General features: G+C 58.5%; 20 protein-coding genes and 1 pseudogene. 7 read left to right on the top strand and 14 right to left on the bottom strand.

What is annotated here, in order from left to right; all coding sequences use genetic code 11:
* The first annotated feature begins 778 nt into the window (after positions 1-778).
* From RID42_03135 to RID42_03145, 3 genes are all read left to right on the top strand, one after another.
* Complete coding sequence (locus RID42_03135) at positions 779-1,579, top strand: exo-alpha-sialidase (protein MEQ8246651.1); 801 nt, start codon at positions 779-781, stop codon at positions 1,577-1,579.
* Between the two features lie 117 nt (positions 1,580-1,696).
* Complete coding sequence (locus RID42_03140; protein ID MEQ8246652.1) at positions 1,697-2,170, top strand: cytochrome c; 474 nt, start codon at positions 1,697-1,699, stop codon at positions 2,168-2,170.
* A gap of 278 nt (positions 2,171-2,448) precedes the next feature.
* Complete coding sequence (locus RID42_03145; protein ID MEQ8246653.1) at positions 2,449-3,966, top strand: multicopper oxidase domain-containing protein; 1,518 nt, start codon at positions 2,449-2,451, stop codon at positions 3,964-3,966.
* A 245-nt stretch (positions 3,967-4,211) separates the two neighbouring features.
* On the opposite strand, the gene RID42_03150 is transcribed toward RID42_03145, so the two are convergent.
* Positions 4,212-4,673 (bottom strand): helix-turn-helix domain-containing protein, encoded by a 462-nt coding sequence (locus tag RID42_03150; protein MEQ8246654.1) that lies wholly within the window; start codon positions 4,671-4,673, stop codon positions 4,212-4,214.
* Between the two features lie 80 nt (positions 4,674-4,753).
* Between RID42_03150 and RID42_03155 the strand changes: the two genes are divergently transcribed.
* The 3 genes from RID42_03155 to RID42_03165 all read left to right on the top strand — a co-directional run bounded on the left by RID42_03155 (position 4,754) and on the right by RID42_03165 (position 8,225).
* A complete protein-coding gene (locus RID42_03155) occupies positions 4,754-7,126 on the top strand; it encodes a heavy metal translocating P-type ATPase (protein ID MEQ8246655.1) in 2,373 nt (790 codons plus the stop codon).
* A gap of 63 nt (positions 7,127-7,189) precedes the next feature.
* A complete protein-coding gene (gene lspA, locus RID42_03160) occupies positions 7,190-7,681 on the top strand; it encodes a signal peptidase II (GenBank protein MEQ8246656.1) in 492 nt (163 codons plus the stop codon).
* On the top strand, positions 7,671-8,225 hold the full coding sequence (locus RID42_03165) for a phosphatidylethanolamine N-methyltransferase family protein (protein MEQ8246657.1): 555 nt from the start codon (positions 7,671-7,673) through the stop codon (positions 8,223-8,225). Before lspA ends, RID42_03165 begins: the two co-directional genes overlap by 11 nt.
* Before the next feature lie 319 nt (positions 8,226-8,544).
* Here RID42_03165 and RID42_03170 read toward each other — a convergent pair whose 3' ends face one another.
* From RID42_03170 to RID42_03190, 5 genes are all read right to left on the bottom strand, one after another.
* Complete coding sequence (locus RID42_03170; GenBank protein ID MEQ8246658.1) at positions 8,545-9,318, bottom strand: zinc ribbon domain-containing protein; 774 nt, start codon at positions 9,316-9,318, stop codon at positions 8,545-8,547.
* Between the two features lie 622 nt (positions 9,319-9,940).
* Complete coding sequence (locus RID42_03175) at positions 9,941-10,588, bottom strand: TlpA disulfide reductase family protein (protein ID MEQ8246659.1); 648 nt, start codon at positions 10,586-10,588, stop codon at positions 9,941-9,943.
* Positions 10,585-10,827 (bottom strand): hypothetical protein, encoded by a 243-nt coding sequence (locus tag RID42_03180; GenBank protein MEQ8246660.1) that lies wholly within the window; start codon positions 10,825-10,827, stop codon positions 10,585-10,587. The genes RID42_03175 and RID42_03180 overlap by 4 nt, the downstream gene beginning before the upstream one ends.
* 12 nt (positions 10,828-10,839) lie before the next feature.
* Positions 10,840-12,273, bottom strand: a complete 1,434-nt coding sequence (gene merA / locus RID42_03185) for a mercury(II) reductase (GenBank protein MEQ8246661.1) — start codon at positions 12,271-12,273, stop codon at positions 10,840-10,842.
* A gap of 2 nt (positions 12,274-12,275) precedes the next feature.
* Entirely contained in the window at positions 12,276-13,139 is an 864-nt protein-coding gene (locus RID42_03190; protein MEQ8246662.1) for a cytochrome c biogenesis protein CcdA, read from the bottom strand.
* Positions 13,140-13,342: 203 nt separating this feature from the next.
* Between RID42_03190 and RID42_03195 the strand changes: the two genes are divergently transcribed.
* Positions 13,343-13,786, top strand: a complete 444-nt coding sequence (locus RID42_03195) for a helix-turn-helix domain-containing protein (GenBank protein MEQ8246663.1) — start codon at positions 13,343-13,345, stop codon at positions 13,784-13,786.
* 185 nt (positions 13,787-13,971) lie between these two features.
* On the opposite strand, the gene RID42_03200 is transcribed toward RID42_03195, so the two are convergent.
* The 8 genes and pseudogenes from RID42_03200 to RID42_03235 all read right to left on the bottom strand — a co-directional run bounded on the left by RID42_03200 (position 13,972) and on the right by RID42_03235 (position 23,411).
* Entirely contained in the window at positions 13,972-15,420 is a 1,449-nt protein-coding gene (locus RID42_03200; GenBank protein ID MEQ8246664.1) for a nucleotidyl transferase AbiEii/AbiGii toxin family protein, read from the bottom strand.
* Positions 15,410-16,174 (bottom strand): hypothetical protein, encoded by a 765-nt coding sequence (locus RID42_03205; protein MEQ8246665.1) that lies wholly within the window; start codon positions 16,172-16,174, stop codon positions 15,410-15,412. Before RID42_03205 ends, RID42_03200 begins: the two co-directional genes overlap by 11 nt.
* A 473-nt stretch (positions 16,175-16,647) precedes the next feature.
* Positions 16,648-16,770, bottom strand: a complete 123-nt coding sequence (locus RID42_03210) for a hypothetical protein (protein ID MEQ8246666.1) — start codon at positions 16,768-16,770, stop codon at positions 16,648-16,650.
* Between the two features lie 449 nt (positions 16,771-17,219).
* Entirely contained in the window at positions 17,220-17,852 is a 633-nt protein-coding gene (locus RID42_03215) for a hypothetical protein (GenBank protein ID MEQ8246667.1), read from the bottom strand.
* Positions 17,849-18,775 carry a nucleotidyltransferase gene (locus RID42_03220; GenBank protein MEQ8246668.1) on the bottom strand — a complete coding sequence of 309 codons (927 nt, stop codon included), beginning with the start codon at positions 18,773-18,775 and terminating at the stop codon, positions 17,849-17,851. Before RID42_03220 ends, RID42_03215 begins: the two co-directional genes overlap by 4 nt.
* Positions 18,776-19,065: 290 nt before the next feature.
* Positions 19,066-20,325, bottom strand: coding sequence for an MFS transporter (locus RID42_03225; GenBank protein MEQ8246669.1), 1,260 nt, complete (start codon positions 20,323-20,325; stop codon positions 19,066-19,068).
* Between the two features lie 58 nt (positions 20,326-20,383).
* A pseudogene (locus RID42_03230) lies at positions 20,384-20,578 on the bottom strand (GGDEF domain-containing protein).
* Positions 20,579-22,238: 1,660 nt separating this feature from the next.
* Positions 22,239-23,411, bottom strand: a complete 1,173-nt coding sequence (locus RID42_03235) for an AAA family ATPase (protein MEQ8246670.1) — start codon at positions 23,409-23,411, stop codon at positions 22,239-22,241.
* Between the last annotated feature and the right edge of the window lie 214 nt (positions 23,412-23,625).

A 23,625-nucleotide genomic window follows, 5' to 3' on the forward strand; every position in this document is an offset into this window, starting at 1 on the left:
CCACGGGGCTGGCCAGAAACGCCGAGATCGTGAGTTGCGCGCACGCGTTATCCCCGGAAGCGAGCCTCTGCGATTCATGTGACTCCACGCAGATCGATAGCGGTTGTGTCGAGGGCGCCGTCTGCAGTGCCTCCTGCTCTACCGCGAGCTGCGCTTTACCAACGACCAACGACGAATTGGTTGTGGGCGCGTCGCTGTTGTACGAAGCAAGCCAGTCTCGTGCATTTGATTGGCGGGGTACGCTCGAGCCTGACCCGCCGAAACCCCATCAGATCGTTCCGGTCGACGCCGCCCGCGCCTAACGACTAGCGCTTCGGATCGCTGGCTGGGGTTTGCGTGGGCCGATTCGGCCTCGGGATCCTCGTCTTTACTCTTCAAAACAATCCGACCTTTGGGGGCACCAGCATGCATTTCATTAACACACCGTCGCGTCATCGCTTTGGCGGCAACGGCTTTTCACGATCGAGAGTTCGGCCATGATGAATCAGATGATGGGAGGCGGCGGCATGATGTGGATCGTAGCCTCTATTGGTCTTTTGCTGATCGTCCTTCTCGTGTTGGGGATCGCCGTTCTCGCCAAATACATCTCTTCAACGAGCATTGGCCCGCGGGAGGACTCGCGATGAATCGCTTTCATAGCGCGATACGAAGGTCGTGCGATTTCCGAAGGGGCAGTGCATTGGGCCGATGGCAACAGTTTTTCCTAATCGCCGTAGCTATCGTTTTCGTGTTTGGCGCCGGCCTACACCAGTTACAGGCGCAGTCTGCGCGAACGACGGTGTCAGAGCTTGCCACGACCACTCACTTTCACGGCTTGGCCGTCGACCCTGAGAATCCCAATCGCCTCTTACTTGCGACCCACCACGGGATCTACCTCCTCCTCGACGATGGCAGCGCGGAACGCGTGTCACGCAATCGCGACGACTTCATGGGCTTCGCGTCACACCCGAATGACCGTTCGCTTCTCATAGCGAGCGGGCATCCGGCCGGTGGCGGGAACCTAGGAGTTATCGTGTCGCGTGACGGCGGTCGAAAATGGGAGAAACTGGCAGATGGGGCCGGCGGTCCGGTTGATTTTCACCAACTCGCGGTCAGTCCCGCCGATCCCAACGTGATGTATGGCGTATTTGGTGGCATCCAGACCTCCTTGGACGCAGGCAAAACCTGGCGCCGGGTTGGCAATGCGCCCGAGGGTTTGATTGACCTCGCCGCGTCGTCGTTGCGTCCGAGTTGGCTCTATGCCGCCACGGAGACTGGCGTCTTACGTAGCGGCGATGGTGGACGAAACTGGCGGCCGAGCTATGCCAACGGGGCACCCGCCACGCTCATCCATATCACGGCCACCGGCACCGTCTATGCCTACGTGATCGGCCAGGGTTTCGTCCGATCGACCGAGAGTGAGAACAGCTGGACAGTCCTGAACGCAGGACTGGATGCGCGCTATCTGCTTCACCTTGCAGAACATCCGACCAACCCCGAAAAACTCTTCGCGGTCGCTTTCGATCCGACGTCCAAACGCCCATCGATCGTTCGGTCGGACGATGGCGGCGCGTCCTGGGAGACCTTGGGATTGAAGTAGGTCGACTGTGGATTCGCACCAACCGGCCCGGACTAAAGGTGCACCCGTGGTTGCACCATATATGCCGTGGATCGCGAATCGGTACGGCTTGAAGCTCGCCTAAGGAGATTGATGTAAATGCGACGAAACTTGATTCTGGCGATTTCAATCGGCGCCATCGCGCTCGCGGCGGCTCTGATCTTTTTTGTTTTCCGGTCCGAGCAGGTTGGGAGCGTCCACAGCGGGGCGAATTTGCGCGACCCAGCAGTGGTGGCGCTCGGGCAGGAGGTCTACGCGAACAACTGCGCAAGTTGTCACGGTGAAAACCTCGAGGGGCAGCCCGACTGGCGCAGGAGGCAACCTGACGGCCGCCTGCCCGCGCCGCCCCATGATGACACTGGGCACACTTGGCATCACCTTGATGTCGACCTCTTCCGCATTACAAAGAACGGGGTGCAGGACATCGTTGGGCCGGACTACAAGACGGATATGCCGGTGTTCAAGGAAATTCTGACCGACGATGAAATCTGGGCGGCCATCGCGTTTATCAAAAGCAAGTGGAGCGAGCGGATCCGTCTCCGCCAACGGCAAATAGAGAGTCGACAAGAGTAGGTCGGCGTGTTTGCCAACGCCGCAGCGGTAGGATGTGAGCTACGAACGCAATGAAAAGGGATCACATGTGTTATGGCGCCCTTGGGACCGCTCGGGGTCTGGCCCACCACTTTGTTTACGGCCCCACCGGCGGTGACTGGACACGGTTATGCGCGACAAACTGAAACATTGATCGACGGCAACATCGTCAAACAGAGCGCCGATGGCGGTGAGACATGCTTCGCTTTCGGGGCGGCGGAGTTCAGGCAGCGGTCACCGTGGTACATGGAGGCAAGCAAATGATTTCGCGCAGAACCGCTCTTGAAAGATTTTTGTTGGGTGGTGCGGGCCTAGCAACTGCTGGTGCGCTGTCGAGCCAGAATATGCGCCGTTGGCTCTTCGCGCGGGCAGCTTTTGCCGCAGAGCCCCGGCCGCTCGCAATCCCGGAGACCATGGCTGGCGTGATGCGCCACGGCGTACGCACCTACGATCTCGGCCTGCAGAAAGGCATTTCGCGTTTCTTCGACGGGGCTGAGACCCGGACGCTCGGCATCAACGGCGCATATCTGGGGCCGACACTTAGAATGAAGGCGGGCGAAGACGTACGATTAAACGTAACGAATCGTATCGGCGAACCCAGCACGATTCATTGGCATGGGTTTCATCTTCCTGCTCGCGCCGATGGCGGACCCCACCAAATCATCCGGGACGGACAGACATGGTCGCCACAGTTTACCGTGAAGCAGCGCGCCGCCATGTTCTGGTATCACTCTCACATGGTCCCACGCACCGGTCCTCAGGTCTATCACGGTTTGGCCGGGCTCATTTTTGTGGACGACGATGAAACCGCGACCCTCGATTTGCCCGACGACTATGGCGTCGACGATGTCCCCTTGGTCTTGCAAGATCGCGCTTTTGACGCCGACGGTGCGCTGCTGTACGGCGCCTCCATGTCCACCGTGATGATGGGCATGCGCGGCGACGTTCTGCTGGTTAACGGCACAATACGCCCCTATTTCGAAGCCCGTACAAACAGGCTGCGGCTCCGGGTACTCAACGGTTCTAACGCCCGGTTCTACACGATCGGTTTCGCCGATGGGCGAACATTCCACCAAATTGGTTCGGACGGCGGTCTGCTGGAGCATCCCCATCAAACGTTTCGGTTGACGCTTGCCCCCGGCGAACGAGCGCAAATCATTGTCGATGTGTCCGATGGCCGGCCTGCGCTGCTGCGCACTTTTAAAACGGCGGATGTTGGCACCAGGGGCGGTGGTATGATGGGCGGTATGATGGAACGGATGATGGGCGACGACTTGACCTTCGACGTTCTCGACGTCAGACCGAACGCTGCGGGCGGCAAATCGGCGTCATTGCCCGACCGTCTCATTAGCCTGGAGCGCCTCGATCTGTCCGGCGTGGTGCGCACGCGCCGGTTCGTTATGCGAATGGGTATGGGCGGGATGATGATGGGTGGCAGCCCGCATACGATCAATGGCCGGGCGATGGATTTGAACCGTATCGACGAGACGGTGCGTTCCGGCACTACAGAGATATGGCAAATCGAGAATGCCTCGATGATGGCCCACCCCTTCCACATTCACGATGTGCAGTTCAGGATAATCGACCGCAATGGGGTGCCGCCGGCGCCCGGCGAGATGGGGCTGAAGGACACCGTCGTCGTGGCTCCGAACGAGCGCGTCCGCCTCCTTCTCAGGTTTTCCGACTATACCGATCTAGAAAGGCCCTACATGTACCATTGCCATATTCTCGAACATGAGGACGCGGGTATGATGGGGCAGTTCCTCGTCACTGCCTGACAGCGGTCTGCCCGCGTGAGAAGTTGCTGCTTCATGAGGAACGGCGACGAGATTGGTGAACACCGCCGGCATCTGAGTTGTCGATGTCGGCCTGAGGATTACTCATCGAGCCTTCTTGGCCGGCGCGAGATTCTCCGATGTCACGCTCGTCGGCGTGCTGATGCTCATGCGGAAAGAAGAATAAATGAACCGAATCGAGCTTGCCCCGACGAAAGAATATCGCCACGCAAGTCGAAAATGGGCGGCTACAGGCTCGCGGTTGCCTTTTCGGCCGACAAGTCCCTGTGGTCGGAAGCACACAGACCGTGATCGGCCAGCACCTCGATGACACGGCATTCAGCGATCTTGCCGCCATGGCACTGAACAATCATGCGCTTAAGTTCACGCTTGAGCGCCTGTAAGCGCTTTATGCGGCTTTCTACCTGGTGAAGTTGGCGTCGGGCAATGCCGTCAGCCGCCTCGCAGGATCGGTCAGGGTCGTCGGCCAAATTGAGAAGCTCGCGGATCACCTCCAACGAGAAGCCAAGTTCACGGCTATGGCGGATGAAAGACAACCGATCTAAATGCGGCGTGCCGTAACGGCGCTGATTGCCTTCGGTGCGCATCGGTTCTGGCATTAGGCCGACCTGCTCGTAGTAGCGAATTGTCTGCACTTTGCAGCTCGTCCGTCCCGCCAGCTGGCCGATGGTGAATTCACGTTGCGCCACAATGTACCCCTTGAACCTACAGTGACTGTAGGTCTTATCCTGTCATCAACAGATTACGGAGTCCACGGTCGGAGCATTCCATGGCGCATTCGCATACCCACGAAGTCTCTTCCGAGCACGCCCATGGCGAAGCGGCGTCTTGCGGGCCGAGCGAAATTGATCCTCCGGAGATTTCGTTCCGCGACGCTCGCGCCTTCAAGGTACGGGGCATGGATTGTGCGGAAGAGATATCGGTACTGAAAGGGGCAGTTGGACCCATCGTCGGCGGAACGGAGCGACTAGCCTTTGACGTGTTGAATGGCCGCATGACCGTGGCCCATGCTGCCGAAGACGTTGACGATGACGCGATCGTCAAGGCCGTCGGGGCGACCGGCATGAGCGCGGTCCGTTGGGAGGCACATGCCGACCGGGGCAAGACCGATCACCATCGCCGCCATCAGGTTCTATTCGCGGCGGCCAGCGGCACCTGCATCCTCATCGGCCTTGTCGTTCACGTGATCCTCGCCGGAGGATTCGCGGAAGCCTGGCGGCTTCTTGGGAGTCATGCGGGCCAGCCGATGCCCTGGCCAGAGATTGCGGCGTATCTCGCGGCGGCCGTGCTTGGCGGCCGCTTCGTCGTCATCAAGGCTTGGTACGCGGCGCGCAACCTGCGCCCGGACATGAACCTGCTAATGACGGTGGCCGTACTCGGCGCCATGGCGATCGGTGAGTGGTTCGAGGCCGCGACCGTCTCCTTTCTATTCGCGTTATCGCTTGCGTTAGAGGGGTGGAGCGTCGGTCGCGCCCGTCAGGCAATCGCGGCGCTCCTTGACCTCGCACCGCGGACGGTGCGCCTCGTGCGTTCGGACGGATCGGAAACCGAGGTTTCGGTGGCGGCGGTAAAGCCCGGTGACCGGTTTATCGTCCCCGGGGGCGCGCGCATCGCGTTGGACGGCCGCATTGTGTCCGGAACCAGCGCCGTCAACCAGGCGCCGATCACGGGCGAAAGCATCCCAGTGGAGAAAGAAGCCGGCAGCGAGGTCTACGCCGGCACTATCAACGGCGATGGCACGCTTACAGTCGAAGCGACGAAGGCCGCGGAAGACACCGCTCTCGCGCGCATCATCCGGATGGTCGAAGAGGCGCATTCCCGGCGCGCACCTACCGAACAATGGGTCGAGCGGTTTGCCCGCATCTACACGCCGGTAGTCATGGTCCTGGCGTTGCTTGTTTTCGTCGTGCCCCCGGTGCTGTTCGATGGGGTTTGGCACGAATGGCTCTACAGGGCCCTCGTTCTTTTGGTCATCGCCTGTCCCTGTGCGTTGGTGATCTCGACGCCAATCTCGATCGTCGCGTCATTGGCTGCCTCAGCCCGTGCCGGCGTATTGGTCAAGGGTGGCGCCTTCGTCGAACTGCCTGCTCATCTCCAAGCGATCGCCATGGACAAGACAGGAACCATCACCCAAGGCAAGCCCGAAGTGGTGCGCCTGATAGCGTTCGGGAATCACACCGAAACTGAGCTCCTTCTTCGCGCCGCGGCGCTCGAGGCGCACTCAACGCACCCACTCGCGCGTGCTGTCCTTCATTGTTTGGAGAGCAAAGGGATTGAACCAGAGCCAGCTACGAACGTGCAGGTCTTGCGGGGCAAGGGCCTGACGGGCATGTTCGAAGGCGAACCCTACTGGCTTGGTTCGCATCGCTATGTCCTGGAACGCGGCCAAGAGACTCCGGAAATTACGCGCGAGACGGAGGCTCTCGAGGCCGACGGCAAGACCGTTATCGTCATCGGCAATTCCCGCCACGTCTGCGGCCTGATCGCCGTCGCCGATACCATTCGACCCGAGGCGCGCGAGGTTGTGAGACAGTTGCACGCCGCCGGTGTCGGACACGTCGTCATGTTGACTGGCGATAACCGCGTTACCGCGGAAGCGATTGCCAGAGAAATTGGCATCGACGAAGTCCATGCGGAGCTCCTCCCTGAGGACAAGTTGATCAAGGTCGAGGAACTCGTCGCACGCTATCGCACCGTGGCCATGGTCGGCGATGGGGTCAACGATGCGCCCGCTCTCGCGCGCGCCAGTCTCGGTATCGCGATGGGTGCGATCGGCTCTGATGCCGCGATTGAGACCGCCGACATAGCCCTAATGACCGACGATATCTCGAAGCTTCCGTGGTTGGTGCGCCACTCCAAACACACACTCGCGGTGATACGCCAAAATATCGCCTTTGCACTCGGCGTGAAGACCGTGTTCTTCGTCCTTACCTTTGTCGGTATGTCCAGTCTCTGGGGGGCGATCGCTGCCGACGTCGTAGCATCTCTTCTTGTCGTGATGAACGGACTGAGGCTGCTGCGGGGCGCAACAGGCGTGCAGCCGGCGGCCGACCCAAGGGTGGCCACGCGATTCTACCCTCGATTGCGCGCACCTCTTGCCTCCACCTCGCTGACAGGGGCATCACGCAACCATGAGCATTGAATCAGATCGCAGAAATTCCGCGTGATCGGCAGCGCTCTGCAAATGCTGAGAGGGTGAACTGCCATGCGGTTTGTAATTTCATTCGGAATCATATTTTCGACTCTAGTCATTGATCTGACTTCGAAATGGCTCATCGAATCGGTCGTCATGAACCCGCCGCGCGTGATCCCGGTACTGCCTTTTTTCAATCTCGTGATCGGTCATAACCGGGGCGTAAGTTTTGGCCTGCTCAATTCAGATAATCCGTCTACCACTTACGCGTTGATCGTCTTCGCACTCCTGATCATCGTCGCCCTCTCGATCGCACTCTGGCGATCAGACAATTTCATACGTGCAGCGGGGTTCGCCGCGATCATCGGCGGCGCTCTTAGCAACGTTGTGGACCGATTCCGCGACGGCGGGGTGACCGACTTCCTGGATTTCTATGTTGGCCAGTACCATTGGCCAGCCTTCAACTTCGCAGATATAGCCATATTCTTCGGGGTGATTTCCCTTTTGATCCCATTTGGGTCATCGACCATTCCCAGGAGGTCGTCTCCGCGCAATGTTATCTGATCTCCTCTTTGGCGTTTCTCTCCTGGCCGCCTCTATCGTCGCCGTGCTCTGCGCGACGAGCGCGCAAAAACGTAAGTTTCAATTCTGGCCGCCTCCGCGCGTAGGGAGTTGGCAACACATAAGCTTCAGATGGCTGTTTCGGCTGTTCGTGTATCCACTCGTTGTTTTGACATTTATTGAGTTCGAAGCCGTGGTCGGGGTGCGGGCGTTGGTTCGGTACAGCGTCGGGGCTTTGGCGTTTATTGTTGGCTTCGGGGTGGCCTTTTTGATCACTCTCCAGATGGGATGGCGCAACGCTTTCGGCGAAAGGCAAGGCTTAAAGACAACCGGCTGGTTCTCTCGTTGTCGCAATCCTGTCTACGTGGCGACCTGGCTGGGACTAATTGGCTGGGCGCTGGTCGCGAACTCGTGGATGGTCGCGGTACTTCTCGCGACATGGGCGTCCCTTTACGCCTTGGCACCGCTCCTAGAAGAGCCATGGTTGGAGCAACGATATGGCGACGAATATCGTACTTATAGGGCGGATGTACCTCGCTTCTTCTGAGCGGTGGGCGACGACTTTCGACGAATTCCGGCCCGGTTTTGCTCAACCACAAAAGGCGTGAAGAGCGACCTATTGCGGCCGCGCACCCAAAGCTCGGAAATTCCGTTTAGGGCGACTGATCGGGCCAGGGCTTCCAATTTCCTAGACTATTTTGGAGGGCCCCAATGTTGACACTGCCTCCCGTACTGCTTCGGGTAACGCAACGCGGTGCTCTAAACAGCTCGGGTCTCTCCTATGAAATACCGGGACAACCCGCAGCATCGTGTTAAACGTCACATTACTTGGTGCATATTTTGCCCCGGCGCCGACTGGTGCCTTTTTAGTCAGGGGCTGGCAATGGCGTGACGAACGTTTTGGCTTCGGCGCGAACCCTCTCGATCGAATTTCGGTGGCCTTCGTATTCGGGATTTGCCGTTACGATCTCGGTGTCATAGGCCGCGGCGAATGCCGCGAGAATGCGCGAAACGGCGGCGCGATCTCCGGATTGATTGGCGGCATCGTATTCCAGCGCCAGCGCCAACAGATGGTTTGGCGCGCCCAACCTCATGGCGGCGATCTGCCGATCGACGTTGGCACGGTCGCCGGCCACCCGGTGGATCAGGCCAAGATGGTAGCGCGCGTCGCGATCCAATGCCGGGAGACCCCCATAGGCTTGAACCGCCATCGGGACGAAGCGAAGCGCCTCGGCGAGGTTGCCCTGTTCGCTGGCCGTCATGATGCGGTTGAACAGACGATCTGCGGCCTGTCGCTGCGTCATCCGCGAAAGGTCGAGCGGTCCGTTCGGCGATGCGCTGGCCGGAGCGTCGAACACGGGCGCGGGTAGCACCGAGAGCAGCGGTGGGGCGGCGTCGCGCTTCGAGTACATCACTCCAACCAATACAGCGACGGCAATCAGACCGGCGAACGTACCCCATGCGGCCCACCGACCGGTTGACCATTTGCCGCCGCGCAATCGGCCGTCTAACGCTGCGCCGCAGGCATAACAGAACCCGGCCTCCGGCATGGTAGCGGTTGCGCAGGACGGGCAAACCCGTCCATTGACCGCTTTGCCGCGGTCGTCGGAATTTCTGCGGTTGCGCCGCGTCACCGGCATGGATCTCCTCAGCAACGGAGCGAAACGATCGCGGCCTGTATCACACGAAGGTTGCTAGTGGACGGGTCCCGCACGCTGTCAAAGAGCTTCGGATATCCTATGGTTATCTGCAAGCTTAACCGGTTGCCAGTGTCGACCGTCGGGGATCGTGAACGAGACCAAGCGCCGGTGCTTCAGCAACGGCCGTCAACCCAGTCGATGACTGACGAAGTTGCGTGGAAGCTGTCCCCGACGCACGCATGTTCACTGCAATACCTGCAAAGGCGCATAAACCAGCATCCGAACCGCAATGCTGGTGGTGCCCCGCTCGGTCCTTATCCCTCATTGAGATAGACCACGACGACGTCAGCCAATTCAGGTTGGATCAGAGTACTGGCGAAAAGACTGGTTCCGGGCACACCTCGTGCCTCCACAGTTCCTACGGTCCACGAGAGTGCAAGAGTACGCAACCCAAAACCCGTTGTTAGACCAATCTAACAACGGAATTTGCTTCCCTCTTTGCCGATCTCAAGCTCTGATCGCTCCTTATCTGAGATTTCGCACAAACTTGTGCGTGCCAAACTCGGACGACACGCTAACGGACACCCCAACCCGGCCCTAATCGAGCATAGACTGGTAAACCCTATTTCTCCGTTTCCGCGCTCATCAACGCCGTAACGACAGCAGCAAGCGTTTCATAGTCGGTGATCCGTTCATCGCGATAGGCGACCCTGCCTTTTCGATCAATCGCGACCGTCGTGTCCAGCGTTTGAACCTGGTAGGAGCGAATCGCCACCCCCTCGCGATCAACCGCCCAGAGGTGTTCTCCCCCGCCAGCTTGTTCACGAAAAGAGGCGAGTTCGGATTCGCTTTCGCCTGGCTCCATATCGATCGCGAGGATCGTCACGCCTTGGCTAGAACTTTCGCGATGGAGGCGCGCAAGCGCCTGGGCTTCGGGAATGCATGAAAGACACCATCCGGCCATGTAGAACATGACGACGATGTTGCCGCGTTGCGCCTCAAGATCGAACACACTTCCGTCACCAAAAGATGCTGTCTGCATTTTGAATAGCGGCGCCGACGCCCGCTGCTCCTCTGGGTTTAAAAGTTTTGCACCGAGTGTGGCTTGTTCGGTCCCATCGACGGTTGATTGGCCTGCACGATCCGTCGAGGGTGTTTGCAAACCGTAAATGATCGCGGCGAGAGCAATTGCGAGACCAATCGCCACAACAGCGCCCCGGCGCGCCCAAGGCGGAAATCTGGGCGAAGTCTTATCGGGCGTCGTAGTCATCGCCCAACCTCCGCTACCCGCAAGACGCGGCGGCGCCATAGCAGTCCGACAATCGTAACGGCGACTACGGCCAAGCTGATCCAGGTTGAAATACCTAGCCAACCGAACACCGGCATGGAAAACCCGGCCCCAGCAGCGACAATAAGGAGGAGCAGTCCGCAGCAGGCGGCAATTGCCGCTAGCGCGATCAGAAACACCGGGAGTTCCCAGTTTCGCTTTCTCAATGAGTCGTTATCCACAGTTTGTCCCTCCTAGCCGGCGCAACACGAAAGTTTGGACACGTCTTTGTCAAAGGTCTGAGCGGCCAGTTTGAGACCTTCGACGGTCGTCAAATACGGAAAGATCGTGCTGGCGAGATCCTTCACGGTCATTTGCTGTGCGATCGCTATCGCAGCGGTTTGAATACTGTCGCCGCCTTCGGGCGCCAGTATGTGGGCGCCAAGCAGCCGGTCATCGTTCCTGTCGGCGACCAGCTTGATCAATCCGCGGGTGTCACGCGCCGCGAGCGCACGCGGAACGGCCTCCATCGGCAGAACACTCGTTTTGACATCGTGTCCACGACCCAACGCCTGTCGCTCGGTTAACCCAACCGTTGCGACCTGCGGGTCGGTAAAGGTTACCGCCGGCATCGCGCGGGCATCGTAACAATGGTTCGCTCCGTTGAGCGCGTTCTCAGCCGCGCGCTTTCCGCCGTACGCCGCCATGTAGACATACATGTCGCGGCCCGTGACATCGCCCACCGCATACGCATTTGGGTTAGAGGTTCGCAAGTGTTCGTCGATCTCGATACCGCCGCGCTGCGAGAGCCGGATATCGGCCTCCATCAAACCGAGATCATCGGTGTTTGGCCGACGCCCGGTGGCAACGAGGACGTGTTGCGCTTCCACGGCATCCTCGATGCCGACGCGCTCGATGACGAGCTTGACGCCATTCGATTCGGTGGTGATCCGCCGATAAATCACGCCTTTCAGCGCCTTGATCCCTTCATCGGAGAGGTAGCCCTCAAGAGCCTCGCTGATTTCCGGCTCAGCCTCCGGCAAAATGCGGGATCGGCACATGACGGTGACCTTCGTGCCGAACCGGCTGAACATCTGAGCGAGTTCCAGACCGATGTAACCCGCACCGATGACGATGAGCGATTGCGGAAGTTCAGGGAGCGCCAACGCCTCGGTGCTCGTCAGGTAAGGGACGGATTGCAGGCCGGGGATATCCGGCACTGCCGGCGCGGCGCCGGTTGCGATGATCGTACGAGGCGCGCGAATCGCCGTGCCGTTCACCTGAACACCGTCGGAAGTTAGCCGCGCCGCACCGTGCCGGTAATGAATCCCATCATATTCTTGCAGCAAGTCAGCGTACTTGGCCGCGCGGAGGCCCGACACTAGTTCGTCCTTCTGCGCGAGCAGCGCCTGCCAATCGTGGAGGGTGGCCTCACCCATGATCCCGGCGAAACGTCCTGCTTTCTTTACTTGATGAATCGCTTCGGCCGCGCGAATCAGGGTCTTTGACGGGACGCACCCGACATTGACGCAGGTCCCGCCGATGGTGCCATGGCCCACCAACGCGACTCGGGCGCCCAACTCAGCGGCAGCAATCGCCGCTGAGAAACCGGCAGAGCCTGCGCCAACGACGGCGAGGTCAAAATGATCTGACGCTTTTCTTTCCCTCGCCGTCGTATGGATGTTCACCGTTAATCCTCACTGATCGTGATGGGGCGTGCGTCGGCTGTTTGGGGGGGCGTCTGATTCGACCCACCGCGCGCGCGGCTGGCCGCCCAGGCGGCCATTGCCGCCAGGGCTAAGAGGATGACCCCAAGCGTCAGCGGATTGGTGATCAGGGCGCGCACCTTTGCGGCCAGCCCGTCGCCAACAATGATCAACGTCGACGGCACCAATCCGAGAGCGGAAAGCCAGTAAAAAGTCACGTAGAGGCCTGCAGCCACCAGGATGGCACCACTGACTCGGGACATGTACGGAACGATCCGGCGGATTGCTTGCGCCATCCCGGTGCGGGTCAACGCAGCGGCCACAGCGAGGGCGGAGAGTACGGTGCCCATACCAATGGCGTAGGCCGCGAAGCTCAGGACGCCCAATCCAATAGAGTCAGTCATCGCCGTGCCCGCGACGGCGAGGAACACCGGCAAAGTGCATCCCAAGGACGCGGCGCCAAAGCCAAGACCAAACATGAAATCCCCGCGAAAGCCGGTCGTGGGGCCACCCGACAGGAATCCCGGAAAGGGCAGTGCAACCCGACGATCCATGAAGGTCACGATGCCGACAAGAACGAGGATGACGCCGATCGCTAAGCCGACCGGCGGCAAGATCGCGCCAAGACCGCTCAAGCCCGCTGAAACCGCGCCACCGACGATTCCAAAGAGGAGAACAAAACCCACCGTCGTGACGCCGCCGACGGCAAGCGCACGCAGGATCGGAACCGAACCACCATCTTCAGCGGCGAGCCGGCGGGCGATGAACGCCGGCAGCAGCGCGAACCCGCAAGGATTAGCCGTCGCTACCGCTCCGGCTACGAAAGCAAAGAGGAGCCCGCCAATCATTTTGTGGGCCACTCTCGCAGGTTCGTGGCGCGCGAGCGCTGGCGTGCAGACTTATCGCCCATTGTAATTTTCGGTCCATCTCGGCAAAAGCCGGTTCGCGTTCAGTGGTTTCCAGCAATCGAGGGACGGTTTCCAGCACCGGATCCCTTAATCCATGGTAATCCTTGATCCTGTAGTACCTACAGGATCAAGGATTACGTGCCATGACAGATGTCACGATATCGGGAGCGAAGTGGATGACTCGCGGCCAAATCTCAAAGCGGACCGGCTGCAATGCCGAAACCATTCGCTACTACGAACGGATCGGCGTGATCCCACCGCCAAAGCGGTCAAGCGCGGGTCACCGCCGCTATAGCGACAATGATGCGGACCGCGTCGCGTTTGTTCTACGCAGCCGCGAACTGGGTTTTAGGCTCGATCAGGTCCGCAATCTGCTCTCGCTGGCAGATCGCGGAAACGACTCGTGCGCCGACGTGAGGGCAATGACCTCCGCTCACGTGGCTTCAATCCGCAGCAAGATAAACGACCTTCGCAGGATGGAGCGTGTGCTCAAGGACTTAGTCGCCAAGTGCGAGGAAGGCACCGTTCCTGCCTGCCCAATAATCGAGAGCCTTTACCTTGGCGACGATCGTCTTCCGCCCATCTGATCGGACAGCACCTGATGCGATCGATCGCCGGACGGTCCGCGATCTCCTGGTATTCTTTGAATCCCGGGAGCGCTCCACTCGCGGCGGTAATAATACTGGCTCAGCTCACCGGTAAATATACGGCATGTGAAGGCCCATAATTTGCTCAAGTGAACCCGTAACGTCTTCAAACCACGGCATGGTAATCAGTACTTGGTGTCAACGAGGTAGCCCGTACTACCTAAACAAGGAAGCCCGCCAGGGGCTTTGTGTTTGTTGAGGCGGCTGGATTGGGTTTTGCGGCGAAACTTCTTACTGCAAAGACCGCACTGATAAATGTAGGTCGGTCCCTGCGGGAATGATGAGACAGATCGCCTGGCCGGTCGGCGCGCTTGGCGGACGGTCGGACGGAGCGTTCCAGCGCCACCGCCTCCGATAGAGGACAACGACCTCTGCGTCGGAGGGATAGCGACTGGGCCGGTCGGCGTTAGCTCGATTTCATAGCGCGGTATGAAAGTCTGGCTGGTTGTGCGCGCGCCCTCAATGCGATCCACGCGGTAGCTTCGATGCGCATCGCGATCTACGCCCCAGGCATGAAGGATAATGTTGTCATCCTGAGTACGCCGCAATGAATAGGGCTCAATCCGCCGTGTCGAACCTTGATAGTCGAGATCGATACACAAGCGGTTGGCTGCGGCAAAACGAATAACTTCGAGATGCGATTGCGCACTGCCTCTCAGAGGAAGCCGGAACGTCCGCTCTCGGATGACGGTTTCCCCGCGGCCCATCGTATAGGCTGCGGGAATTTCCGGAGCCTCGCCTCCTTCTAGCCAACGAAAAAACTCCGGCAAAGCGTCCCAGAAAGAAGGAACGGGCGGCAATGCGGGAAGCTGATGCGCCAGCATCGATTCCCATGCGCCCTCAAGGTCACCTTTGTGGTCATCAAGGGCGCCGTCCCGGGGTATTGCGATGCCCTTGAACTCACATTTCTGTCTCAGGACATCGAGAAGAACGGACGGCGAAGGGCGCGCATTGGTATTTCGGTAAAGGTTGATGACATCATAGAGATCTCGCGGCATTGTCCTCTCTGCGAGCGCGCGGACCTTTTCGCCAAAGGCTTCTTCGTAGGCGTAGGCGAGAACTTCGATGCCCCCGTTCGGTGCGTCGCTGTAGGGATGAAAGATCGGGATACGAACTGGCGGCAGGACAAGACGCTCGTCAGCAGTCAGGTCTAGTTTGATGCGCGGTAAACCGCCAGAGCTTGGCGATATCGGTCCGCGATAGCTCAATTTTCCCTGGCAACTTAAATTGCCCCGTGGGTTTTTATAGATATCAAAGTTCTGAGAATCGGCAGGAAATTCAAGGCCACTGCGCTCGTAAATCCAATCGGAAATTTGGGCGAAAACCCGCTGCAAAAACGCCTCATCAAGATGCGCAGGATCTTGCAGCGTAAAATCCAGGTCCTCGGAAAAGCGGTAGGTTTCGAAAAAGCACTTCTTGAGGCATGTGCCGCCCTTGAACACCCAACTATCGGCGATTTCGTCATGTGCGAAGATGCCTGCAAGCGCCCATCCCAGGGCGTAGTCCTTTTCCACGACATGTGGGTTCAGGCCGAGTATGGCGGCGCTATCGAGAAGCTCGCGTTTACCGATCATGAGTCTCACCCTTAGTCCATGACTTCGGGACGCGCAGCCGCCAGCGCGTTATCAGACGGCGACAATCCAGAGCTGGATCGAGCTTCGCATGACCTTTGGTCAGTCGGTTTTTGGATTCCTCCGCTAAGAGCTTTCCGCGCGGATGGCGCTCTGCAAGAAACCCAAGTCGCTTGAATATCGCGCCATTACCACGCTTGTCGGCATAAGCCATCAGTTTCGCGGGGTCGATGTCCTCACGCCGCAGGTATTCATGAAAGCAGTCAGCCACATGCTGAATGCCGCCACCAACAGCCGGATCGTCGAGCATGTCCACGATCGTCCTGTGCACATCTGATATGGCGATTTTAGTTTGCCCGCGCCAAACGGACTTTGTGCCAAAGATCAGCTCTTCCCGAATGTGTTTGAGCGTAAATATTGCGTTCTGACATTCCAGTGTCTTGACCCTGACGGGGCGCGCCGTAAAAACGACGATGTCGCGGAAGATCTGCTCAGTTAGATCCCAATGTTCAGCAGCAGTGCGTCCTGCGATATAGGCAGGCGCAAAGAGCGTCGGAACGAGAATCCAGGGGTCCTCGACAACCTGCGCCGCATCGAGCATTTCGAGCTGTACGGGCACGTAGGCCCCGGTGCCAACGCGCCTGAGCCATCCCTGCTCAGTCCAGCGGGATAGGAGCTTGGCAGCCTGTTTACGAGATATATCAAGAACTTGCGCGGCATCAGCGATGCGTACGACATCACCTGCTGCTTTAATCACGTTAGCAAGCCTGGCTCTTCCGATCGGTAGTGATAACTGCGAATCCATCCCACTACACCATACAAACATAAATTCGCTAATTTCGTGAACTTAATACATATCTATATATCACTTCTAGAGTATATCAATGCGTACTTTATTCGCATTTTTCTGCAATTCTCGCTGTCATGACATACCACAACTCATTTCTTAAAGCGGCGGGCGCTGTCCTATTCTTGTCTTCAACAGATTGAGGCCGCCGCTTGTCAGCACGGTCCGACTTCGGGAGCGGGCGATCTGCTGCTTTGTTTGTGCCGGCGGCGTGCGCAGCGGTCCGCGTTCATTGCTGGTCCTCGGGTTTGCTCGCAACATCGAATGCAAACCTAGCCAGGACCGCAACGACTACGACTCCTCAAGCTTGACTTCGTCAGCTCTGAACGTGCCACTAGCACGTCCTGACGACACCTAGTAGATCACCTGTGTGCCCGGTTGCCTCAGATGCCATGGAACGGCGTCAATTCCTCGAATATTGACGTACAGGTCGACGCCTCCAGCATCCCGCGTTGCAAACCCGCTAGAAACCGAGACTTCGTCAGGTGCAGATTTTTCGCGCTCATTCTCGGGGTCCACTTTCTGGAGGGCCCTAGCCTAGTGCGCGCAGCACGTCGCTGTTCGCTTCGAAGATCGCGCGTACGAGCCAGCAATGATTCGCGGCTCTTCGAAGTACGTTCTATCAACGCGCCGAGCATTGGTTGAAGACGCTCATGCGTAAGAACTTTGTCGGCAAAACTCTCCAAAACGAGGCCGTCTAATATCGCTTCGGGAACGCACTGACCTTGGCATGCAGCCTTGCCTTTGTCGGCAGCCAATCCACAGGTGTAGTAGCGGTATTGGCGGGCTTTGCCTGTGCGCAATCGCATACGGCTTCCGCAATAGCCGCAGTGGGCGATACCGCTGAACCACGGGGGAAGGTGGGGCGCGAAACCATGGGGCGGCATGGCGTCTGTGTTGAAGGTTGATAGAGGCACCCTGCGGCGCGCCCTCAACCAATCGGCATGATATGTACTCAGGCCATTTCCATCGAGAAGGCTTTGTGGGCCTCGTCGTAGCTGCCAAACACCTCCGTTTTGTGGCGCGTGAAGTTCATCGACCCTCGCGTTGAACGGTCGGTCCAGTACTCGCCCTCGAGCGACGTGGGCGGCTCGCCTTGAACGTCGAGCAACAATGCTCCGAAGTGGATCTCGCTCCGGTGGCGAACGGCAACCCTCGGCTTGTTGGTGTAGACCCCCAGGATGCGAAAGACCCCGTCCTCGGCCTGTACGATGCGCTCTGCAACAAGCTCAGAGGCTGACTCCTTCGTCATCAAACGCATGCTGAGGAAGGAGAAGGTCTGTCGAACGGCCATGTAGCAGATGTTTGGGCCCGGAACCTCCCCCGTCTCGGGGTCCCTCCATTCGGTCTGGAGCGTGACTTCCCAGGTACCGCAGAGCACTGGTCGCTTAGCAAACCAGCCGTTGATCCATGGCAGCTTCCAAAGCCAACGATCAAAGATCCCAAGAGCGACAAGCAGCACTGGCACAACCCCTGTGAGGCGCGGCAGCCACGATAGCTCGACGGCTGCTCCATCGATCACGAGGAGGACCAGCCAAACGAGTCCTACGATGAAGACGATCGGGATTAGATGTAGACGCGAGATCACGGTTTCACCCCCACCGTGTCCCAGGCAGCGTTGATGAAGTCGTGAGCCTGTTGACGTGTCCATGGCTGTGAGCCATGGAACAAGAACTTGATGGCATCCACTTCGCACCACTGACTGCAGAGCGCCTGCTCCTTGGTGTTTTGCCAGAGAAAACGCAGCACGGATTGCACGCGGTCCACCCAGGTGTAGGCATCGAAACAGGTGTTCGGAGCATTCCACACCAAGCACTCGAGCAGATAGCTAGGGACAGCTTGCGCGGCAGCGCTGCCAGCGTCGTCCATCTCGTTGCGAAGTTTCTTCAAGATGCGGGTCATACCTTTGAAGCGCCTGCCGGTGGCCGTGTTCTTCGAGACACCGTTCTCGTAGTGAAGCAGCGTGTTTGGCCAGGTATCGAGCAAGCGTTCGGGATAGTTCTCGATCCGGCTTCCGCCGTTGTCCGGGATGAGCGCTACGCCGGCCCGAAATCCTCCATGATCCCAATACTGTCTGAACTCAAACAGCGGCACGACGTCTGCCTCAATCTGGGAAGTTGTCGCCTTGATGTCGAATGCCTTGTTGCCGCGCGTGACAACCGAGCGGCCGAATTGCGCGACAAGGGCTTCCTCGAGTTCGTTCTTGAACTGAGCAAACCCGTACTCGACGACGGCGTCGTTGCCGAAGTCCGCGCGGCTCTTGCCGACCGGGTACTGGGATAGGAAATACTCGTAGAGCATCACGCCTACGTCGACATCGCTGTTCTGACGAACATTGACGCGATTGCGGAAAGAGCCTTGCGGGAAGACTAGGATCTGCCTTGTCTTAAGCTTCGGGCTACGATCGATCGCGGTGCGAATGGCACGGATGACCCTCTCGCAGCGTTCTTGCTCAGTCTCGCTCGGCGACTGAGACCAAGAATTGAATGTGTTCTCCCAATCCCTCGCCATTGTGCTCACTCGCTCATTCCAACGAAGTAACGATTTGACGTGTTAAGAAGAAAGCTACGCTATTAAGCGGCAATTTCTCGAGTGGCTGCTAAATCGCGACCATCATCGCATGCTGATCTAGATCTGCTTTCGGAGGTAAACCGGACCTTCTGTCCTAACACGACTAGTTAGGGACCGAAAGCTGCCGTTCTTAGGAAGCGCGCCGCCCAGTTCGGCAACTTCTGACCCCAACACGACATCGGGAGCCCGGCTGTCGGTTAGTTGCGGAGTAGCTCCGCGAATTGAAAATCCTACGAAACCACTTCTTCAGAGATAGCTCGCAAACGCTGCACCAATGCGAATTGAGCAACGGCCGCTATTAAAGACGGGGAGAACACGACAGCTGGATTGGTTGCCGCCACGAGTACACCGCCAAGGAAAGGCAACAGAAAAGCGGGGGCGGTCAGAGCGTTGAAGTAGCCGTTATACGACGGATGTCGATCCTCTGGGGAGATTTCCATCAAGAAGCCGATCACCGCGATTGTTAGGCCGTTGGCGAGCGCACCCAGAACGAAAAACACGACGATAAAGACAATTAACAACTCGTTCGCTGACAGAACGTCGATGAGCGCCAAGAACAGGATCAACACTGGCGGCACCACGCGGCCCAGAGCGATGGCCTGAAGCAGGCTACCTTTGCCGAGGTGATCACCCCACCAACCCCATAGCGCATTCGAGATCAACGCCCCAACCGTCTGCGCGCCGAGTAGGAAGGCGACCTTCTGTAAATCGAAACCGCTGGCACTCGCCTGTACCACGTAGAACGGCATCGCCATCAGCACCGCGCCGCCACACCATTGCGCGAAAACAAACAGGCGAAATTGGTGATCCCGGTTAAACACAGCGATCCCCTCGCGGAGGTATGTAGCGAACGACGTTTGCGGCTCGCTGGTTTCTAATTTCTGCGGCTCACCCATCGACACAAATACGATGGACGACAGGAACATCAGGCCGCCCGCCATGCCGATGATTGCGGCGTACGACGCGGGAAACGGCATCCGGCCAACAAAAGTGTCGGCGATCGCAGCTACGCCAAGCGCTAGCAAACCTCCACCAAAGAAACGAACCGACAAAAGGCGGCTTCTCCTCGACGAGACGACCGATCGCGCGACGATGTCGTTGTAGGGAACCGCGACGATTCCGCTAACGAACGAATAAGCGGTCCACAGGAGCAAAACCGTGATCGTCAGGGCGACCGCAGGAAAATCCGATCCTAGGAAAAGCACGAGCGTGAGAAGGACCAGGCACGACGCTCGGCCGAAGCCACCGATCACGTAGTAACGCGTGCTCGAACCACGCTTTTCGGCCAGAAAGCAAACGATCAATTGCGGGAACAACCAGCCGAACCGCAGGATCGCCGTCACCGCGCCCACCGCCAGCGAGCTTCCGGTGAGTTGGAAGACGAGGGCCGCCATGATGGTGCTGGAATCCACCGCCGCCGAACCGCCCTGAAACGTGATCCCAGCAGCCGCGATGCTGGAAAACCGGCGGCGCCGCTCTGGGTCGGACATAGCGCGCAACCGTATCCGCGGCCCGGACGTGCGCCGAAAGTTTATTGGACGCCTGGACCAGCAGCGCGTCGCCTGCGACATGACCCAAGGAATCGTTGACCCGTTTGAAATCGTCGAGGTCAACAACCGCCAGCGCCAACCCTGTCCCCTCGCGACGCGCGCTCGCCGCGGCTTGTTCAAATCGGTCGATCAGTAATCGCCGATTTGCCAGTCCCGTCAATTGATCGTACAGCGCCATCCGTTCCGCAAGCATTAGCGCCGCAAACGCAATTCTTGTCTGTCGACCGAGCCGTCGAGAAAAAGCAGCGCCGCCGATCGCGATGATGAGAATGAATGGAAGCGCACGCCATGCCACGGCGCCCTCAACAACACCCCAAAGAGCGTGGCCCAACCCCAATACCGCGACTACCGCGACACGACCGGCGAAGTCGGCCAGCAGAATAATCGTAAACAGGACCGCAAAGAATACGAACCCGTTGAAAGACGTGGCGTAGGTCAACGGTCCGGTGTCGGCGCTTTGTAACCAGATCAGCACGACCCCGCCGCTCGCGAGAAGGAGGAACGCGCCACGGTAGAGTTTGCGGAACAGGCCATTTATGGGCGGGGCGATCACCCCTTTCGCACCAGCGCAGGAGTGGCAACAAAACCAGCAACAAGACGGCAACGGCTCTGACCACGATTCCACCCACCGTGCGAAACGAGTCTTCTGTTGTCGGCGCGACCGCTAGAAAGCCGAGCAAAATCGGAATCAGCAGTAACCCGCAGACCCCAATGAGACGTATCACCTCCATCATCCGGCGCTCATTGCGGAACGTTTGCTCGAGGTCGACCATCGGCGAATGACTGGCCGAGTTTCGTTAGACGCTCATCGGTTTGCACGGACTTCGTCCAGCAATGGTTGCGTTGTGTTGTTGTGTTTACGTTCACTTCCGGTAGCCTAAGGCGGTTGGCTGGCTTTGCCGACCAATATCGCGAATCAGGGCGCACACGTTTTGCTCCGTCATCAACGATCAACCGACGTTCTGGTTTGTCGAGGCATTTGTCATCGCGCTCAAGGTTCTTGCCGGCAGGCAGGAGCGGGACGCGGGCTAGTTCGGTGCGAACTGAGACCGGCAAAGCCGGTTGAGCCGACGCCCCGTGGTGGGACGAAGAAGCCAACATGATGACGAAGTTTCGCGCATCCCTCCGCACTAGCCGGCCACCCGGCACTCGATTCAGTGCTCCATATAAAACCAGGCTGGCCGAGCTGCACAAACCACTGATGATCGTGCGGGCAAGCCGGGGGGACAACGCGCGGCCTAGCTGTCCTCCGCTATCCGCCCGGTCAGGTCGATGACACGAGCCGGCAGGTATTCGATTCAGAACCGCAGGAACGGGTCGGTTTCAACGAGCATTTCGAGCAGCTTGTGGTGGTTGATAACCAGCAGCTGGCATTGGTCGCCGCGGAGGCGGAGCGGGCGCTCCGAGCGTGTAACTTGTATCCGACCTTGTCGCAGCGGGTGTCACGGAAGCTGCCTAGCATCGACAGCGGACTCTGGTTCCGCTGCAAAATCTCAAGAACGTGCGAACGGACTTGCCCCCACCGGTCATCTCGCCCAGGTTGCTGGATGTTCGATGCCCTACCCCGTACTTCCGTGAGCCCATCGCGCAGCCCCCCCCCTTTCTAATTTCGCGGAAATGCATCGAAACCTGCCCACCGGTCTAGGATTTCTTAGTCTGTAGCGATTTACCCGCCTACCCCCCCAATCGGAAATGAACCAAGCGCCAACAACAGGTATGCGTCCCTCTGGGATACGCATACCTGTTAGGGGGGTATGGGGGGGGACAGAGGTGGCGCATCCGACCACGAGGAAACACATAGAGTTATGGGGTCACCCGGCGCATCAAGCGCATCACACTGGGCGCAAACAGAATCAGCGACTTAGAGTCCCAGCCGGCGCAGCTCGTTTTCGTTCCAGCGCGGCTACGTTCTTTCGACCGGCGGTCTGAAAATTTCCCACTTTTATCTCGCCAGACCGCAAGAGAGAAAACATTGCCTCTTCGAGAGCTTTCTTAGACGGCGGAGAATCCAGGACCTGACGAAGCACCTTTGGCGCGTAGTTGGAAGAGTTCCGAGATTCGCTTGCGTATCTGTTTTGGGCTTGGAGTATATCAAGCGCCTCAAGAAACTGCCGCTCTACGGTTTGCTTCTTGATCGCTCCTGATAAGCCGACATCTTGATGCTCAAGAACAAATACGCCTTCATCCCATCGTAAATCTATGTCGCCGACAAGTGGGCCGAGATTACTCTTTAGATGCTTCAGTGTGCGTCGATCGGTATCAAACGGCTCGTCGCCCGAGTCACGCTTGGGCCGAGTCAGATATAGCAAACTGCGAACGCTGTTGTGCCACGCCGTGCTCCCGCTGTAGCCGTCACCCGACCGGATGCCCTCGCGACTTGGATGGGTGGTAAGTAGGACGGCACCATCGATATCCATGGCAAGCCGTCTTAGCATCGAAATAAACCCCCGAACATGTGCTCGATTGATCTCGTCGCCACCAAATAGGTCCGCCGCTGGATCCAGGATCACCAGGCGCGCATCCATCGCTAACGCATGATCTCTGATAGAAGAAAACAAGGATGTGGGTGACAGCACATTGTTATCCCTTGGAACCGCCAGGATGGCCTCACGATCAGCAAGAGATACAAGCTCTAAAGCGTCCATGCCTTCGCCTGTTTGGACTCGTGTGATGGCATTTAACCGCCTGTGCAGTTCATCCTCGTCGTCCTCGGCAAAGACTCCAAAGCAGGCAATCGGACTAATGTCTCTCCCTAGCCAACTCCCCCCGGAAGCTGCCGCGGCCAGTAGCTGCAGGGTAGCAATAGTTTTCCCAACGCCTCCATGGGCACTTAGGATCGACACGGTTCGTGCGGGCACAAGATCTTGTACAATCCACTTCCGAGGAGGCACCGGTCGATTTAGAAGATCACTTGCACGATAGACTGGGAGTCTGTCTGCCCCATTTCCGTATGGGCCGATGTCGCGCGGAACCAATGGTTCGTAGGTCAAATCAGTCAACTCGGCACAAGGTCGCTCGGGGGCCAACTGGAGGTGGTGTGGCGTCCATCCTAAGTTCGCTGCTCGAACGGACGGGCCTCGACGTTATCGCAACGGCATATTCGTCAAGCCAGTCGGTTTGGTAGAGCGGGGTCCGTCCAGCTTTTACATATTTTGGCCCGCCGCCAATGGTGGCGTATTTCGCAAGGGTGGCAGGACTACGGTCAATCCCGTGAACATCTTTTAGGTAGTGGGAGGCCTC

Source organism: Alphaproteobacteria bacterium (assembly GCA_040216735.1).
Lineage (GTDB): Bacteria > Pseudomonadota > Alphaproteobacteria > SHVP01 > SHVP01 > CALJDF01.